This is a genomic window from Alteromonas naphthalenivorans, assembly GCF_000213655.1.
Lineage (GTDB): Bacteria > Pseudomonadota > Gammaproteobacteria > Enterobacterales > Alteromonadaceae > Alteromonas > Alteromonas naphthalenivorans.
Genome location: NC_015554.1, coordinates 3496493 through 3512494, shown reverse-complemented (window position 1 = coordinate 3512494; position 16002 = coordinate 3496493). Strand labels below are relative to the sequence as shown.

Sequence of the window (16002 nt, the reverse complement as noted above, 5' to 3'; positions counted from 1 at the left end):
GGCTAAGGAATCAAAGGAGCTTTATTCACCTTGCCCTAATTTACCTTTTAGTTTGTCGAACAATTTATTCTTTTGTTCTTCAACTACGCTGCTCAATTGGCTTTGAAGTAGTTCTTGTAAGGCGCCGCTGTCGCCCTGTGCCGCACTTAGCATTGAATTAACATCAACCAATTCACTCGATAGAGCATCTTGTTCGCTGGCAACCATCGCATTTAGTTTGGTATTAAGTTCATCAAGCTTATCTTGCTGAGACGCGGTGAGTTGAGAGATAGCAGCTTGGGCCAATTTATTGTCTAAATCTGACTTAATATTAAATCCAGGGTTAGCTAAAGTGCCATCAAGTAACATGGTCATCGATAAACTACTTAACGATTGAAGTGCCGAGGCAATCGCGCTTGTCACGTCGCTTGTACCTGTGGCTTCCATCACTAACTCTTGCAAGTTAACCTTGCCGTTGCCGCTAAGCTGGTTATCAACCACTTCCATAGATCCAGTAGTTGCCACGAGTGCGGTTTTCATCACGGCGTTAAGGGTTTCATTACCGCTTACGGGAATATTTGACATATTTACCCCAGCTAACTCCCACACTTGGCTTGCATCTACGCCACTTTCATCAATCCAGAATTCACCACTTGAGGTAAATTGCTTAAGCATGTCGCCAGCCGCTTCAATGGTAAAGGTGGTTGGGTCGCCAAACACACTGTGGGTGTTGGTGATGTTTTGCCAAGAACTACTTATCGATTCGTTTTGCCAAAGCACAGACACATTAGCTTGCTTCACCAAAATAGAAGGCATATCGGCAGCAGGTTCTTCTGGCGTATCACCACCTTGAAGTAGTGGCATCACGATTTGCATGGCCGACATTAGGTACTCTGTGTATTCAGCAGCTTTGTCGCCAAATACAAAGTAAGTCACTTGAGATAGGGCTGCTTCATCGCCCGCAATCACGCCTTTAAGTAACGCATAATCTTCACTAGGCGCTTCTTTTAAGGCCTTTACCGAGCTGCTCAACGCACTCTTAGCATTCGACGCTTTTTCGGTAAAGCTGCTAATAAGCGCACGATCTGCACTCATCTCTTCTTTTAATTTATCTAACGATGACTTGGCTTGAATGAGGGCTTGTGGATCTTTGTAATTCGTTTCTTTAAGCGCAGCAACCTGGGTTTTGTAATAGTCGATGCGTTCTTTATCAGGCAAGCTTTCATAGTCTTGCTTCAAGCCTTCAGAATAGGTGGCATAGGCTTCTTTTGCCTCGGCAACGGCGGCGGTCGTTTTTAATGGATTACGGGCAAGCAATTCGTCTACAGAAGGCACTGCTTCTTTGGCTTTTGCTTTAATTTCATCGTAGGACAGTGAGCTTTCAGGCACTCGGTAAACTTCACCTTCGTGCTCGCGGACCTGGTCAAATTGCACATCAAGTAAGTTAAGGTTGTTTACTACAACTTGATTGGAAAGCAGGGGCATTAGGGCAACGTCAGCATTTGCTTCGCCAACGAGTACTTGATTATGAGAAGGCTTAGTCGCATTGGTTAAGCCAATGCCTTTAAGAGTGACAGTGGTAGGATATAAAGAGTGATCAAATTCGGCAATGTTGACTTCTGCGCCATAAGACTCGCCTAATTTCGACTCTAGTACGGCTTTAATAATGGTATTAGCAAATAGAACATAAACTAAGATAAGTAGTACAAAAAAGCCCAATACCCAATACTTGATTGGGATCCCTTTACTCTCACTGCTCATATATCACTCCTTGTAAACGACGTTTAACTGGTTATCTAACGATGTAGATAACCAGTCTAAAGCACCGCTTTAAATACTTCCATACGCAGGAAGTAGTATAAACCTGTGAATACCTTCCTTTTTACGACTAATTTGGTTCACTAAAGTTTAAATTTGCTGGCAATTTCTTTTATCGCCACACAGCTTGCTTTAAGAGCCTGACTGGCACTGGCTAATTTTTCCGCCGTTTTTAGACTGTTATCAGCTGCACCTGATAAGGCATTGATACGAATGTTAGCCTCATTCGCGGCTTCAGCTTGTTGCTCTGTCGCACGGGCTATTTGGCTGCTCATTCCTGAAATCTCATTCATAAGCCGGTCGGCTTCTTTTAAGCTATCGTTTGCTTTGTTGGCATTGTCCACCGTATTTGCTGAAGCATTCTGACTTACTTGCACGGCTTCTACGGCGGCTTTTGCATTGCTCTGTAGCTTTTCAATCATCGCTTGAATTTCATCGGTACTTTGGCCTGTACGACTGGCTAGTGTACGAACTTCATCGGCCACCACGGCAAACCCTCGGCCTTGTTCCCCAGCGCGAGCGGCCTCAATAGCAGCATTCAGTGCAAGTAAGTTAGTTTGATCGGCAATGCCGCGAATCACGTCTAGAACAGCGCCAATGCTGTTAGTTTGTTCGGCAAGCTCGCTCACCACATAGCTCACGCTCTCAATGTTCGATGTCAAAGAGTGAATATCGCTGACAGTACTTTCCACCACGCTGGTACCTTGTTCTACGTTGGCGCGTGCGCCGCTGGTACTCGTTTCAGCAGTATCTGCATTTTGACTTACTTGTTGAATCTGAGTGGTCATTTGCTCCATGGCCACAGCAACTTGCATCATATTTTCATTCTGGCTTTGCGCTTGACCGCTACTATCTTGGCTAACGTTTTCAACCAGCACAGCTTGTTGGGTAAGAGCGGTGATATTTTCACGTATACCTAACAATGATTGCCGCATTTTATTGGTGTATTCATTGAAATAACGCGCAAGTCGAGTAATTTCATCTTGGCCTGATTCTGGAAGTGAACGTGTTAAATCCCCCTCTCCCATAGCAATATCTTTCATTCGCTCGGTGACTTCTTGAACAGGTTTAACAATACTGCCACCAATATAGAAGATAAGCGCTACTACTAATAACACGCTAATAATACAAATAACGATAAGCAAATTACGTAAGTGAGCGTACTCAGCTTCAAGGGTGGATAAGTAAATACCTGAACCGACAGTCCATCCCCATGGTTTGAACTCTTTAACATACGAAATCTTATCTACTGGCGTTTCTTCCCCTGGTAGTGGCCATACATAGTCAACAAAGCCACTACCTGAAGACTTAACCTGTTGGGCCATTTCCACAAAAAACGCTTTGCCGTTTCCATCTTTAAAGGTTCGTAAATCTTGCCCGTTCAGCGATGGTTTGATGGGGTGCATTACCATGGCGGGGGTGGCATCTTGTATCCAAAAATAATTGCTTTGATCATACCGAAGGCGGCTAACAGCGGTCAGCGCTTGCTGTTTAGCGGCTTCTTCATCAACCCCTTCCAGTGCCTCAAAATTAGCCAGTAACGTATGAACAACTTCTACAAGGTGTTGATTTTCTTTATACGACTTTTCCTTCAGTGCTTTATAGTGCTGGTTTAATACCACACCGGTTAGCACTAAAAATAAAAGCGCCGTAAGCGCAACAATGATACCGAGCCTTTGAATCAAACTAAAATTGCGTAACCACATCAGCGTTAATCCTCACTTTTTTATCTTATCTAGTGTAGACCTAATATGAGAGATGTAGTCCTTGATTAAAGATTTTTTAAACATTTAACTAACATTTCGTAAAGTGACGCCTGTGATATAAATAGTCTTGAAATGTTATTCACCCGCGTTCTTAGACGCCTTATCACAGTGGTGCAAAAAGTTGACAGCAAGGGCTTGGCGAAAAAGGCAATTGTGCTAGTATCCGCGCAATTTCGGCGATATCGTGATCTTCATTGAGAGGATCGAAGTTTAAATACCTAGATACGCAGGCGCGGCACACTTTAGGTGGGGCGCTTCAAGCAAAGCTCAGCTTTACTTGTTAATTTCATTTTTCCATGTAACGTTATTCTTGTTTTCCGTTACCGGAACCATTTTCTACAGCTTTTCGAATAAAGGGTTGCAATGCTCATTAACGACACACTTCATACTACATCTCCCCTACGCCAGCGCATTCGAGACTACTATCGAATTAGTGAGTCTGTGGCTGTGGATCAAATTTTACCGATTGCTGAAGTAAACCCCCGTGCCAGAAGTCGTGCGTGGGAACGCGCCCGTAAAATGGTACTGCAAATTCGCCGCGACCAAGAAGGTCATGGTGGCGTAGATGCGTTGCTAAATGAGTATTCACTATCCACCTCAGAAGGTGTGGTACTGATGTGTTTAGCCGAAGCCTTGTTACGTGTGCCCGATGGCGATACGCAGGATGAACTCATCCGCGACAAATTATCTAAAGGGCAGTGGACACCACACCTTGGTAATTCAGATTCTTTATTCGTGAACGCTTCAGCATGGGGCTTATTGTTTACCGGCAATATGGTGAACTATGCTGATAAGCGCAAGAAAGAACAGTTTGGTCTGTTAAAGAAAACCTTGGGTCGCTTAGGTGAGCCGGTTATCCGCCGCGCAATGAATATTGCCATGCGGGTAATGGGTCGTCAGTTCGTGATGGGCGAAACCATTAAAGACGCAGTAGAACGAGCGAAGGAAAAAGAAACCAAAGGCTATGTGTATTCTTACGACATGTTGGGTGAAGGCGCCCGCACGATGGAAGATGCAGACCGCTATTACGATGCTTACGTTAAAGCTATTGAAGTGATTGGTAAAGCGGCTAACGGCCGTGGACCTAAGCGTTCACCGGGTATTTCAGTGAAGTTGTCGGCAATACATCCGCGCTTTGAATTCTTGCACAGAGAACGTGCAATGCGTGATATTCCGCCGCGCTTAAAAGCGCTATGTATGCTGGCTAAAGAGTACGACATTGGCTTAACGGTAGATGCAGAAGAAGCAGACCGTTTGGAGCTTTCGCTAGATATTATTGAAGCGGTATTCCGTGATGAAGATTTAAATGGTTGGACGGGGTTTGGTCTCGCAGTTCAGGCCTATCAAAAACGTGCTATTCATGTGATTGAACATTTGCGTGTGCTTTCGTTAGAAGTAGGCCGTTCATTAATGGTGCGATTGGTAAAAGGCGCTTACTGGGATACGGAAATTAAGCTTACGCAACAAGCGGGCTTAGAAGAGTTTCCCGTATTTACCCGTAAGTCATCAACCGATGTGTCTTACCATGCCTGTGCTAACCGCCTATTAGAATACCGCGATATCTTGTATCCGCAGTTTGCTACTCACAACGCCTATTCAGCGTCAGTAATTATTGAACTGGCTGGCGACGATAAAGAAGGGTTTGAGTTCCAGTGCTTACACGGCATGGGCGATACCCTATACGATACCGTGGTAACTGAAGAAAAAATCCAGTGCCGTGTTTATGCGCCTGTGGGTGAACATGAAGACTTATTAGCTTACCTAGTGCGTCGCTTATTAGAAAATGGCGCAAACTCGTCGTTCGTAAACGCCATTGTTGATGATGAAAAGCCGGTTGAATCATTACTTGAAGATCCGGTGGAAAAAACCCAGCGCCTTAAAGTGCGTTTCAACAAACTAATTAAAACACCACGTGGTTTATACGCACCTGAACGTGATAACTCTCGCGGACTAGATTTAACCGACGTGAACGCGGTTACTGCACTTCAGCATGAACTAGAACGCTGGCAAGAGTTTTACAGTGTAACCGATGGTGTTCCAGAGGGAGCAACAGCGGTAAGAAACCCAATGAATCACGACGATGTGGTGGGTTACCATTATTACGCACAACCTGATGATATGCGCAAAGCGTTAGATGACGCAGATGCAGGCTTCGGCGCTTGGTCTAAGCGTGACACTTCAGAACGTGCTGAAATTCTTAATCGTTCAGCCGATGCCCTAGAACGCCATATGGCAGAGCTTATTGCTATTTGTATGCGTGAAGCCGGTAAAGTTGCGCAAGACAGTATTGATGAAGTACGTGAAGCCGTAGATTTTTGTCGTTATTACGCCGCTCGAGCTCAAGAACTTGCTGAAGACAAGCGCTTGCTTCCTCGTGGTGTTGTACTGTGTATTAGCCCGTGGAACTTCCCACTGGCAATATTCTTAGGTCAAGTATCTGCAGCATTGGTTACCGGTAATACGGTTATTGCCAAACCCGCTGAACAAACCAGCATGGTGGCGAAACGCGCTGTAGATATTATGCAGTCGGTAGGCCTACCTGAAGACGCGTTAAAACTCATTATTGCCCCAGGTAAAGAAGTAGGTGAAACCCTGCTTTCTGATGAACGCATTAAAGCGGTGATGTTTACCGGTTCTACCCAAACAGGCACGCTAATCTCACAAGAACTTGCCAATCGTGGTGGTGAGCAAGTACCGCTCATTGCCGAAACTGGCGGGCAAAACTGTATGATTGTGGACTCAACTGCCCTGCCAGAGCAGGTAGTTGATGATGTTATTCATTCTGGTTTCCAAAGTGCGGGACAACGCTGTTCAGCCCTTCGCGTATTATTTGTGCAAGAAGAAATTGCTGATGATCTTATCAGTATGTTAACCGGTGCCATGAAAGAGTTAACCATTGGCGATCCGACTATGCTGGCCACTGATGTTGGCCCCGTTATTGACGAAAAAGCACTGAAGAGCCTAACCGACCATGTAGACTTTATGGAAGGAAAAGGAAAACTGCTTTATCGAAACGAGCTGCCTGAAGGCACTGAAAACGGCACTTTCTTCCCACCTACGCTTTATCAGATAGATAACTTGGATGTGCTAGAAAAAGAAGTCTTTGGCCCAGTGGTGCATCTAGTGCGCTTTAAATCAAAAGAGCTAGACAATGTTTTAGAGCAAATTAATGGTACGGGTTACGGCCTAACCATGGGTATTCACTCGCGCATCGAAGAACGTGCATACGAGCTTGCTGCGAAGAGCCGTGCAGGTAATGTCTATATTAACCGCAACATGATTGGCGCTATCGTTGGCGTACAACCTTTCGGTGGACGTGGGTTATCAGGTACGGGTCCAAAAGCGGGTGGGCCTAACTACTTGCCACGCTTAATGATGGAACGTGCTACACCTAAACCAACATTGATTGATGATGTTGATGGTACTGATAACGCCCTAGTCGGTGACGATAAAATTGCAGAACGTGCCCACGTGGTGATGGATCAAGCTAAGGAAGTTGAAGCTCAGTGGCGCCATATGGCTTTAAATGATCGTATCTCTATGGTGCGTCAGTTACTGGCCAAAATTGCCAAGGTCGACATTGTTGACGACCTAGCCGACGATTTAAATCGCACGTTGGCCACTGCCCGTCAGCAGTTAACCAGTGTTGAGCGTAAGTTAGCGAAACCTACCGAGCTACCAGGTCCTACAGGTGAATCTAACAAACTTTACCTTGAACCCAGAGGCACCCTGGTATGTTTCGCCGATAAAGATGTATCGTTTGAGTACTGGATGCTGTCTATCGTTACCGCACTTGCTACAGGTAACACGGTGGTGTCGGTGGTATCTGAAATCTTCTACGAAGAAGCTATTGAGATTCAAAATAAGTTTGAATCTACTGGTGCGCCGAAAGGGGTATTCCAAGTAGCGCGTTTAGGTCACTTCGATGCCTTATTGATGGATGAAGACTTAGCGGGTGTGGTTGTGGATTCAAGCACTGAACGTACGGCGCGTATTACCGCAATGCTGTCATCGCGTGAAGGGGCTATTTTGCCAGTGATCACCGCTGAATATAACGATAAGTTGATTCAGCGTTTAATGACTGAAAAAACCATTAGTATCGATACTACGGCATCCGGTGGTAATACATCACTAATGACCTTAGTTGAAGATGACGAGTAATTATATAAAGGCATAGCATCTTTAAATAGCAAACACCTAAAAAGCCAGTCTTCACGACTGGCTTTTTTTATGCTCACGCTTCTGAGCAACACTATGGGTCTTCTATGGTGCCATCCAAAAGACGTAAACCTATTATTTCCCGTTAACCCCGCCTTAACCCCTGCTGTGACATCCTTGTATTCATGGTAGGCAATAATCGAATAACAATGATCGGGTTAGGTAAAATTTCATTCACGCCTTTAGTCGCAATTATGCTGGCAGGGTTAAGCGCGTGTGCCAGTCATGACAAAGTTTCGCTTAGTGAATCGGCTTCTGTGATGACGGGTGAAGCAGTAATATGGCAAGCGCAATCAGAAAGCGCTTCAACGGCCACCGCGTTAACCGACTTGGTGTCGGTAGAAGGGCTGCAAAGCTATATTGATGAAGCGCTTGAAAACAATGCAAGTTTGCAGCAAACCCTTATTACCCTACGAAAAGCGCAGGTGGCGATAAAGTCGGCAGATTCAGCAGACAATCTAAATCTTGATGCGAGCTTTTCAGGCAGTAAAATTGAAGGTAGCAATGAAAGCTATACTGCAGGGCTAACCGTAAGTTGGGAGTTGGACTTATGGCAGAAAATTAGTGATAGCGTGGACGCTGCCAGTTTTGATGCTGCCAGCGCACGTTCTGCTTATCAGTCTTCTCGCGATGCACTTGTCGCCAGCATTATTCGTAGCTATTTAGATATCATTACTCAGCAACAACTCCTTGCGATTGAACAAGAACGTTTGCGCGTTTATGAAAATAGCGAAAGTATTATTCTTAAGCGCTACCGCACAGGGCTGGGCTCCCTTGATGATTTAGATAACGCAAAAACCAGCAGCGCTACTACCCGTGCCTCTATTGCCTTGTATGAAAATACGATTAGCGCTGCTAAGCGTACGTTAGCAGTATTGCTAGGTCGCCAAGACCAAACGCTGTCAGATTTCCCTTCAGTTACTGAGTTTCCGGATGTACTTGAACCATTGCTTGCCTTACCCGAGCAAGACTTGGCCAGACGCCCCGATTTACAAGCCGCTTACTACGGCATAAAAGCCAGTGAAGCGAATGTGAAAGTGGCTTACAAAGCACTTTTACCCAGTATTAATTTATCAGCAGGCCTTACTGATACTGGCACGTCGCCTTCTCAATCGTTATTTACCAACCCATTGTGGAATTTATTGGGGCAGGTAACCGCGCCCCTATTTCAAGGCGGGGCGTTACGAGCACAAATCGATGATGCTGAATTAACCGCGCTGAATAGCTGGTGGGAATATCGTGAAACCTTACTAACGGCTGTGCAAGAAGTGCAAGACGCATTAGACAATGAAAAAGCGCTCAGCCAGCGCCAGTACTACACCAATATCGCCTATCAGAATGCCTTAAGTAGCGCCGACACATTTTCGGGGCAGTATCGCCAAGGCTTGGTGGATATTTTAGATTTACTGTCGGTTTACGACACTACCTTCAATTTGCAGGCGCAGCGCGTCGAGCTTCAAAATTCTCAATTAAGTAATCGTATCGACTTAGGTCTTGCGCTAGGCCTTGGAGTGTCACAATGAATAAGAAAAAAGTTTTCGTAACCCTTGGTGCTGCAATGACTATTGTCATCGCCATTCTTTACACCATGAGCCAATTAGGAGGCTCAGGCGGCCCAGGTATGGGGCCAGGTCCGAAAGGAGAGAAAGCGGGCAGAGCGGGTAAAGAAGGCCAAGAGATGAGTGCGCCTAGAAACGCAAATGCTGAAAAAGCGATTACGCAAGTAGAAGCACAAAGCAATATAGAGCAAACCGTGCTTGCGCCAACAGGCGAACAAGGTGAAAGCCATCAGCCAAATAATCGCCCACGTCCTGATATATCTGATCAAAACCCAAATTCTAATCAAGGACGACATCAAAACACGGCGAAAGGCGTAGCTGATAACCAAGCGGTAGGCAGTAGCGCAGCAGATGTTGCCGAAGTGGGTGTGGTAGAAGTCTATCCAACCACCTATAACGCAAAAGTGAAAGGATATGGGCAAGCCAGTGCTACTCATATGCTCACGTTATCAGCACAAGTCAGTGGGCAAATTACTGCGTTGTCGCCCCGTTTTGAGACCGGCGCTTTGTTAGAGAAAGGTGAGGTAATGGCTAATGTAGATAATACCGATTATCGCCAAACATTAGCCGCTGCCGAAGCTACTTATGAAACTGCTTTCGTTGCTCTTGAAGAAGAACGTCTTCAGGGTCTACAAGCACAAGATGAATGGACACGCTCAGGGTTAACCGGTGAACCCGAGTCAGCCTTAGTGCTTCGCGCCCCCCAACTTAAATCAGCGCAAGCTGCATTGCGTGAAGCCGAGCAAAATGTCGCGGCGGCAAAACGTGATTTAGCCTTTGCTAACATCAGCGCCCCGTTTAATGCCTTAGTGGTTAGCCGCAGTATTCAGCCTGGCAGTTACGTGCAAGTGGGCACAGAAGTGGCCAGTTTATATTCTGCTGATGTGGCAGAGATATCTATTCCTCTATCACCTAGTCAATGGGCACAGTTGCCACAAGCAAAGGTGGGTGAAAAGCCAGGTTGGGAAGTGCAACTAACAGATACCACAGGTGAGCACCATTGGCGGGCAACTATTGAGCGTGTAGAGCTTCACCAAGACGAAGATACTCGACAACGTAGAGCCGTTGCCGTGGTTGAAAAGCCATTATCGCTATCAAGTCCTCTGTATTTCGGTACGTTTTTAGTGGCTGAAATTGAAGGTCGAGCCCTTGATAATGTATGGAAAGTACCGTCTTCAGCTATATCGCAAAAACAAGAAGTATGGTTTGTTGCGCCAGACACAAACTTGCTAAACAAGTTTACCCCAAGGGTACTTTTTGAATACGAAGGTTTCGCCTATATCCAGCCTATGACGGGGGCGAGCCAAGCGCTGATTGTGGCGCGACCACTTAATAATTATCTTGTTAATACCCTTGTGAAGCCGGTTGTTGAGGGTAATGGCAATGAATAGTCACAAGGGTGTTATTGCGTGGTTTGCGCAAAACTCGGTGGCCGCCAACCTTTTAATGGTCGGTCTAATCGTGCTCGGCATGGTGTCTTATGGCGATATTAGAAAAGAAGCCTTTCCTAGCATGGAGCCTAGGTTTGTCACTATATCTATGACCTATGAAAGTGGTGATGCCGAACAAGCCGAAGAAGGCATCGCGATTAAAATAGAAAACGCATTAGAAGCCGTACCGGGTATTAAACGCATTACGTCTACTTCCAACTCCAACGGCGCCAGCGTTCAGGTAGAAAAAGAAACCGACTACGATTTAGACACACTGTTTAACGACATTAAAACCGAAGTTGATAGTATTTCAAACTTACCTTCTGATGCTGAAAACGCCATTATCGACAAAGCTACCCGCGATGAACATGTTATCTGGGTGCAGCTTTACGGCGATGCCAGTCATGCTGAATTGCAGTATTTAGGTGAGCAGTTAGAGCGTGACTTATTGGCACAAGATGATATTCGCGATGTGAACGCGGGCAGCTTTATCGACCCTATGATGTCGATAGAAATTGATGAGGCTAAGCTACAAGCCTACGGATTAACGTTGTCAGATGTAGCCTCGCGTATAAACGAAGAGTCTTCTACAGCACTCACCACAAGCTTGCGTAACCAAGAAAAAGTGATTCGCTTAAAAGCGTCTGAACAAGCTTACTACGCGGGCGATTTTGCCAAAATCCCCCTCGTGACAAGCGCCGATGGTACGGTGTTGATGGTAGGTGATGTTGCAAAAATTAGTGACACGTTTGCAGACGATAGCTACTCATTAGCACGATATAACGGCCAAAATGGGTATGGTCTGCAAGTGCTCATGGATAAATACGGCGATGTAACCGATATGGTGGCGCAAGCCCATGCGGTGGTAGATAGCTGGCACGAGCGTGGCTTATTGCCCGAAGGCGTGCAGCTAGAAACTTGGTATGACAGAAGTACGCTTATTACCGAGCGTTTAGACTTACTTACCAGTAATGCTTTAATGGGTATTGTGCTGGTATTTATTACCCTCGCGGTTTTTCTAAACTTACGGGTCGCCTTTTGGGTTGCTGCTGGTTTACCGTTTATTTTCTTCGGCACTTTATATTTCATGACCGATTCTTATACCGGCATGACACTTAACGAAATGACCACGTTCGGCTTTATTATGGCGCTGGGTATTGTGGTGGACGATGCAGTAGTGGTGGGCGAAAGTGTTTATTCCACTAGGCGACGTTACGGCGATACGCTTGCTAATACCATAGAAGGTACCCGTAAAGTAGCTGTCCCCACTATTTTTGGTGTACTCACCACAGTGGCTACTTTCTTTGCTTTGTCGAACGTATCTGGCGGTCTTGGCACCTTATATTCCCAGTTCGGTACCATAGTTACCCTTTGCCTTTTATTGTCGGTGGTGGAGTCTAAATTAATACTGCCTTCTCATTTGGCGCATTTGCCTACCAAGAAAACCACAAAAAAAGGCATTGCTGGTTTATGGGGGAAAGTACAAGACGGCGCCGACAATGGGCTAAATTGGTTTAATGAAAAGCTTTATCAACCAGCGCTGAGTGCCACTATTGCTTACCGCTATGCGGCAGTGTTGCTGTTCATTACCTTGTTTATTGTGGTGATGAGTTTGCCGCTAACGGGCGTAGTACGAGTCGGTTTCTTCCCCAGCATGCAAGGGGATACGGTATCTGCCAATATGTCGCTGTTTAGTGATGCCAGCTTTGGTCAAACCGATCGTAATTTACTACGTTTAGAACGTGCAGCGATTGAAGCCGATAAGCAATTAATGGAAGAAAAAGGCGCAGATGTAAGTGGCATGCAGAGCCTGCAAGTGACAGCTAGCGGCGATCAGAGTGGCACAATTACTATCTCGTTAGCCGAAGAACAGCCCTATACCTTGGATGAATTAGCGGCTCGCTGGACAGCATTAAGCGGTAATTTAGAAGCTGTGAAAAAACTCAAAATTCAAGCGCGCCGTGAAATGGTTGATGCCTTTAGAGTTGAACTGAAAAGTATTGACGACGCCACCCTAAAAGCGGCAAACACGGCATTTCAAAACGCCTTAGAAAACATAGATGGCGTATTCGGTGTGGAAAGTTCGTTAACCCCAGGTGAAGCCATGATGCGTTTTGAGCTTACTCCTGAAGGCCGGGCCATGGGAATGGACACGCAAAGCTTATCCCAACAGTTGTTAAAAGCGTTTGGTGGCGAAATAGTGCAGCGCTACTTACGCAATAAAAACGAAGTGAAAGTGCGCGTGCGTTACCCTGAAGAAGACAGAATGGACCCATCGGATGTAATGAATACCCGTGTGCGTTTAGATGACGGTACCGTAGTGCCATTAAGCGTTATTGCTACTATGACACCTGATGTGCAGCAAAAGCAGGTGGTGCGTATCGATGGACTTCGCGCCCTTACCGTTAGTGCATCGGTAGACAGTGATGTGATAACCGCCACTGAATTGGTGAACTACTTAAACGAAAACTTTGTTCCAACACTATCTCGTCAGTATCAAGATTTATCACTGCATTTTGCCGGTGAAGCCGAGCAGCAGGAAGAAACGCAAAGCTCCATGGAAAGCGTATTTATATTAGCGTTAATCTCTATATATGCGTTGCTAGCAATTCCGCTTAAATCTTACGTTCAGCCACTGATTATTATGACCGCCATTCCATTTGGCATTGTTGGGGCGGTATTAGGGCATTGGAGTAATGGGTTAATGCTTAGCATACTGTCACTCAACGGTATATTGGCGCTAAGCGGTGTGGTAGTTAACGACAGCCTATTGTTGGTGTCTCGATACAACGCGTTGAAAGAAGCCGGTATGCGGGTGCAAGAGGCAGTTATTGAAGCTTGTTCAAGTCGTCTTCGTGCCGTATTGCTTACTTCCATTACTACCTTTTTAGGTTTGTACCCAATATTGGGTGAAACCTCTATTCAGGCGCAATTTTTAATACCAGCTGCGGCATCACTGGGTTATGGTATTTTGTTCGCTACCGCCATTACATTAGTATTAATCCCCGCATTGCTGTTAATTTATGAAGATGTAGCGCAGCTGGGTAAAAAAACCAAAGACGCTGCTGCACAAGTGGCTGGCTAGAAAAGGTGGAAGCAATGATTCGGGTATTGTTAGTGGAGGATGATATTGGGTTGGCCGGTAACGTCCTTGACTACTTAGAGTTAGAAGATATGCAGTGCGATCATGCCAGCAATGGCGTGGCTGCGTTGCAACTTATTGATCAGCATCAGTACGATGTATTAGTGCTTGATATCAACTTGCCTCGACTAGACGGATTCAGCGTCTGTGAGCGTATGCGAAACGATGGAAACGATATCCCGGTTATAATGCTTACTGCGCGGGATCAGCTTGAAGACAAGCTCACCGGCTTTCAAAAAGGAGCCGACGATTATTTGATAAAGCCATTTGCGATGGCTGAATTAGTCGCGCGAGTTACTGCTTTATCAGGGCGTCGCTCAGCACAAGTGAATCAGCTAGTCATGGGTAATGTAACCTTAAAAATTAATGGTCAAGAAGCGCAAGCAGGTAGTAATAACATCAAACTCAGCCCTATTACCTATGCACTGCTTAAAAAGCTAATGCAGGCAAAGGGCGATGTGGTGAGTCGCGAGCGCCTTATTGAAGCCGCTTGGAAAGACAGTGTGCCAGAAAGTAATGTGCTTAAAGTGCATATGCATCATTTGCGTAAAGGCTTAGAGCAAGCTAAAGCCTCTATTTCAGTATTAAGTAAGCCGAATAGCGGCTTTTATCTAGCCGAGGATGTAGACCATGGTTAAAGGCTTGCATTTAAGCTTGCGGCGTTATGTGTTGTGGACACTGCTTGCTGTGGGTTGCGTATTGATAACCTCATTTTCTTTACTCTCTTCAGAGCGTTTCTTTCAAGGTATGGACGGTATGTTACGGCACACTATGGTGCGTTTCGCGACGACTATGGACATATCGGAAGACGCACCCGAAAACACGTTGAATTTCTACATTAGTGCACGATTAGACCAGCAACCAGATGAAATTCTCAAGTCGTTTGCAGATAAAGAGCTCAAACCCTATCAGTTGGAAAAAGTCATCGAGAGAGAATGGTTTCTTGCTCGCCCCCATGCTGCAAGGTTCTTGATGATGGTGCCGTTAGAAAATGGAGACGTACGTTACGTGTCACAGTTATTTACGGGGCCAAAGCCTAGTGGTGGGAAGCCAGCGTGGCTTAGTCATGAAGTGATGAGTATGGCGATAGGATTAGCGGCTCTAGGCATCTTTGCCGCCATCTTGCTATTGATTATGCGCAGTGTAACCAAGCCCGTTGAGACACTTCAACAGTGGGCTGCGGGGCTGGATGAAAAGCAACTTGATGCGCCTATTCCAACATTTAGGTATCAAGAACTTAATGTACTCGCTTCTCTCATTCACAGCAGTTTGCAAAGTGTTAGGCAAACGCTGGAGCGAGAGCGCACCTTTGTGAATCATGCTAGCCATGAACTACGCACCCCTATTGCAGTGATACGTAGCAGCACCGAACTATTGCAACGGGTGTTATCAAAAGAACAGCAACAAGCGCATATGCTGACTACCAACAGTAAAAGGGTAAACGCTTTAGCGCGTATTGATAATGCGTCGAAAACCATGACGGACTTAACTGAAACCTTGCTTTGGCTTGCCCGCGATAACGACCAAGCTTTGCCTTATCATAATGTTGATGTGTCAGAAATGGTGCGACAGCTCTGTGACGACCTTGGTTATTTACTAAAAGGAAAATCGGTGGAGGTTGAGTTAATCGTACCGAGTACCGAAATGTACCTTCCTGATACGGCCAGTAGAATAATTATCGGTAATGTTATTCGTAATGCCTTTCAGCATACCGACTGCGGTGTGGTGAAAATTAATTTACAGGGCAATACATTAACGGTAGAAAATCATGAGCAAGAGGGCGGTGTAGACAATGCTGATGATGCTATGCTTCAAAAGCCAGAGCTAGACGATACCGGTTACGGCTTAGGCCTTAAATTAATAACTAAGCTAACAGAGAAGCTGGAATGGCAATTTGAAGCGGGGGCTGTGCCTAGTGGATATCAGGTTAAACTTGAACTCCATGAACCGAATGATTTAGATACTTAATCAATGCGTTCGTTTTTGTGTGCATGGTGTGTGTTCCTGAAATAAAAAAAGCGGCTTAAAAGCCGCTTTTTCGATTTATATTTTTGGTACCAGCATTTTTGGTACCAGCGTTATCGCGAGTG

Annotated in this window: 8 protein-coding genes; 6 read left to right on the top strand and 2 right to left on the bottom strand. The window is 45.6% G+C overall.

The annotated features are described in order from the left end of the window. Positions 1 to 21 precede the first annotated feature (21 nt). Both AMBT_RS15240 and AMBT_RS15235 read right to left on the bottom strand, forming a co-directional pair. A complete protein-coding gene (locus AMBT_RS15240; protein WP_013785528.1) occupies positions 22 to 1740 on the bottom strand; it encodes a TIGR03545 family protein in 1719 nt (572 codons plus the stop codon). Between the two features lie 140 nt (positions 1741 to 1880). After that, positions 1881 to 3503, bottom strand: coding sequence for a methyl-accepting chemotaxis protein (locus AMBT_RS15235; protein WP_013785527.1), 1623 nt, complete (start codon positions 3501 to 3503; stop codon positions 1881 to 1883). A 423-nt stretch (positions 3504 to 3926) separates the two neighbouring features. Here AMBT_RS15235 and putA point away from each other — a divergent pair, with 423 nt between their 5' ends. From putA to AMBT_RS15205, 6 genes are all read left to right on the top strand, one after another. After that, entirely contained in the window at positions 3927 to 7724 is a 3798-nt protein-coding gene (putA, locus tag AMBT_RS15230; RefSeq protein ID WP_013785526.1) for a bifunctional proline dehydrogenase/L-glutamate gamma-semialdehyde dehydrogenase PutA, read from the top strand. 206 nt (positions 7725 to 7930) lie between these two features. After that, the gene (locus tag AMBT_RS15225; protein ID WP_013785525.1) at positions 7931 to 9304 is read left to right on the top strand and encodes a TolC family protein; all 1374 of its coding nucleotides are present in this window, start codon (positions 7931 to 7933) and stop codon (positions 9302 to 9304) included. Further along, the gene (locus AMBT_RS15220; RefSeq protein WP_013785524.1) at positions 9301 to 10731 is read left to right on the top strand and encodes an efflux RND transporter periplasmic adaptor subunit; all 1431 of its coding nucleotides are present in this window, start codon (positions 9301 to 9303) and stop codon (positions 10729 to 10731) included. Before AMBT_RS15225 ends, AMBT_RS15220 begins: the two co-directional genes overlap by 4 nt. Next, positions 10724 to 13855: an efflux RND transporter permease subunit gene (locus tag AMBT_RS15215; protein ID WP_013785523.1), complete on the top strand. Its 3132-nt coding sequence runs from the start codon at positions 10724 to 10726 to the stop codon at positions 13853 to 13855. Before AMBT_RS15220 ends, AMBT_RS15215 begins: the two co-directional genes overlap by 8 nt. Positions 13856 to 13869: 14 nt before the next feature. Continuing rightward, positions 13870 to 14550 carry a response regulator transcription factor gene (locus AMBT_RS15210; RefSeq protein WP_013785522.1) on the top strand — a complete coding sequence of 227 codons (681 nt, stop codon included), beginning with the start codon at positions 13870 to 13872 and terminating at the stop codon, positions 14548 to 14550. Next, positions 14543 to 15880: a sensor histidine kinase gene (locus AMBT_RS15205; protein ID WP_013785521.1), complete on the top strand. Its 1338-nt coding sequence runs from the start codon at positions 14543 to 14545 to the stop codon at positions 15878 to 15880. Before AMBT_RS15210 ends, AMBT_RS15205 begins: the two co-directional genes overlap by 8 nt. The last annotated feature ends 122 nt before the right edge of the window (positions 15881 to 16002 follow it).

Bases quoted from the DNA above. Each gene is read 5' to 3' on its own strand.
- AMBT_RS15220 (WP_013785524.1), top strand. From the start codon at position 9,301: ATGAATAAGAAAAAAGTTTTCGTAACCCTTGGTGCTGCAATGACTATT.
- AMBT_RS15235 (WP_013785527.1), bottom strand. From the start codon at position 3,503: ATGTGGTTACGCAATTTTAGTTTGATTCAAAGGCTCGGTATCATTGTT.
- putA (WP_013785526.1), top strand. From the start codon at position 3,927: ATGCTCATTAACGACACACTTCATACTACATCTCCCCTACGCCAGCGC.
- AMBT_RS15205 (WP_013785521.1), top strand. From the start codon at position 14,543: ATGGTTAAAGGCTTGCATTTAAGCTTGCGGCGTTATGTGTTGTGGACA.
- AMBT_RS15225 (WP_013785525.1), top strand. From the start codon at position 7,931: ATGATCGGGTTAGGTAAAATTTCATTCACGCCTTTAGTCGCAATTATG.
- AMBT_RS15210 (WP_013785522.1), top strand. From the start codon at position 13,870: ATGATTCGGGTATTGTTAGTGGAGGATGATATTGGGTTGGCCGGTAAC.
- AMBT_RS15215 (WP_013785523.1), top strand. From the start codon at position 10,724: ATGAATAGTCACAAGGGTGTTATTGCGTGGTTTGCGCAAAACTCGGTG.
- AMBT_RS15240 (WP_013785528.1), bottom strand. From the start codon at position 1,740: ATGAGCAGTGAGAGTAAAGGGATCCCAATCAAGTATTGGGTATTGGGC.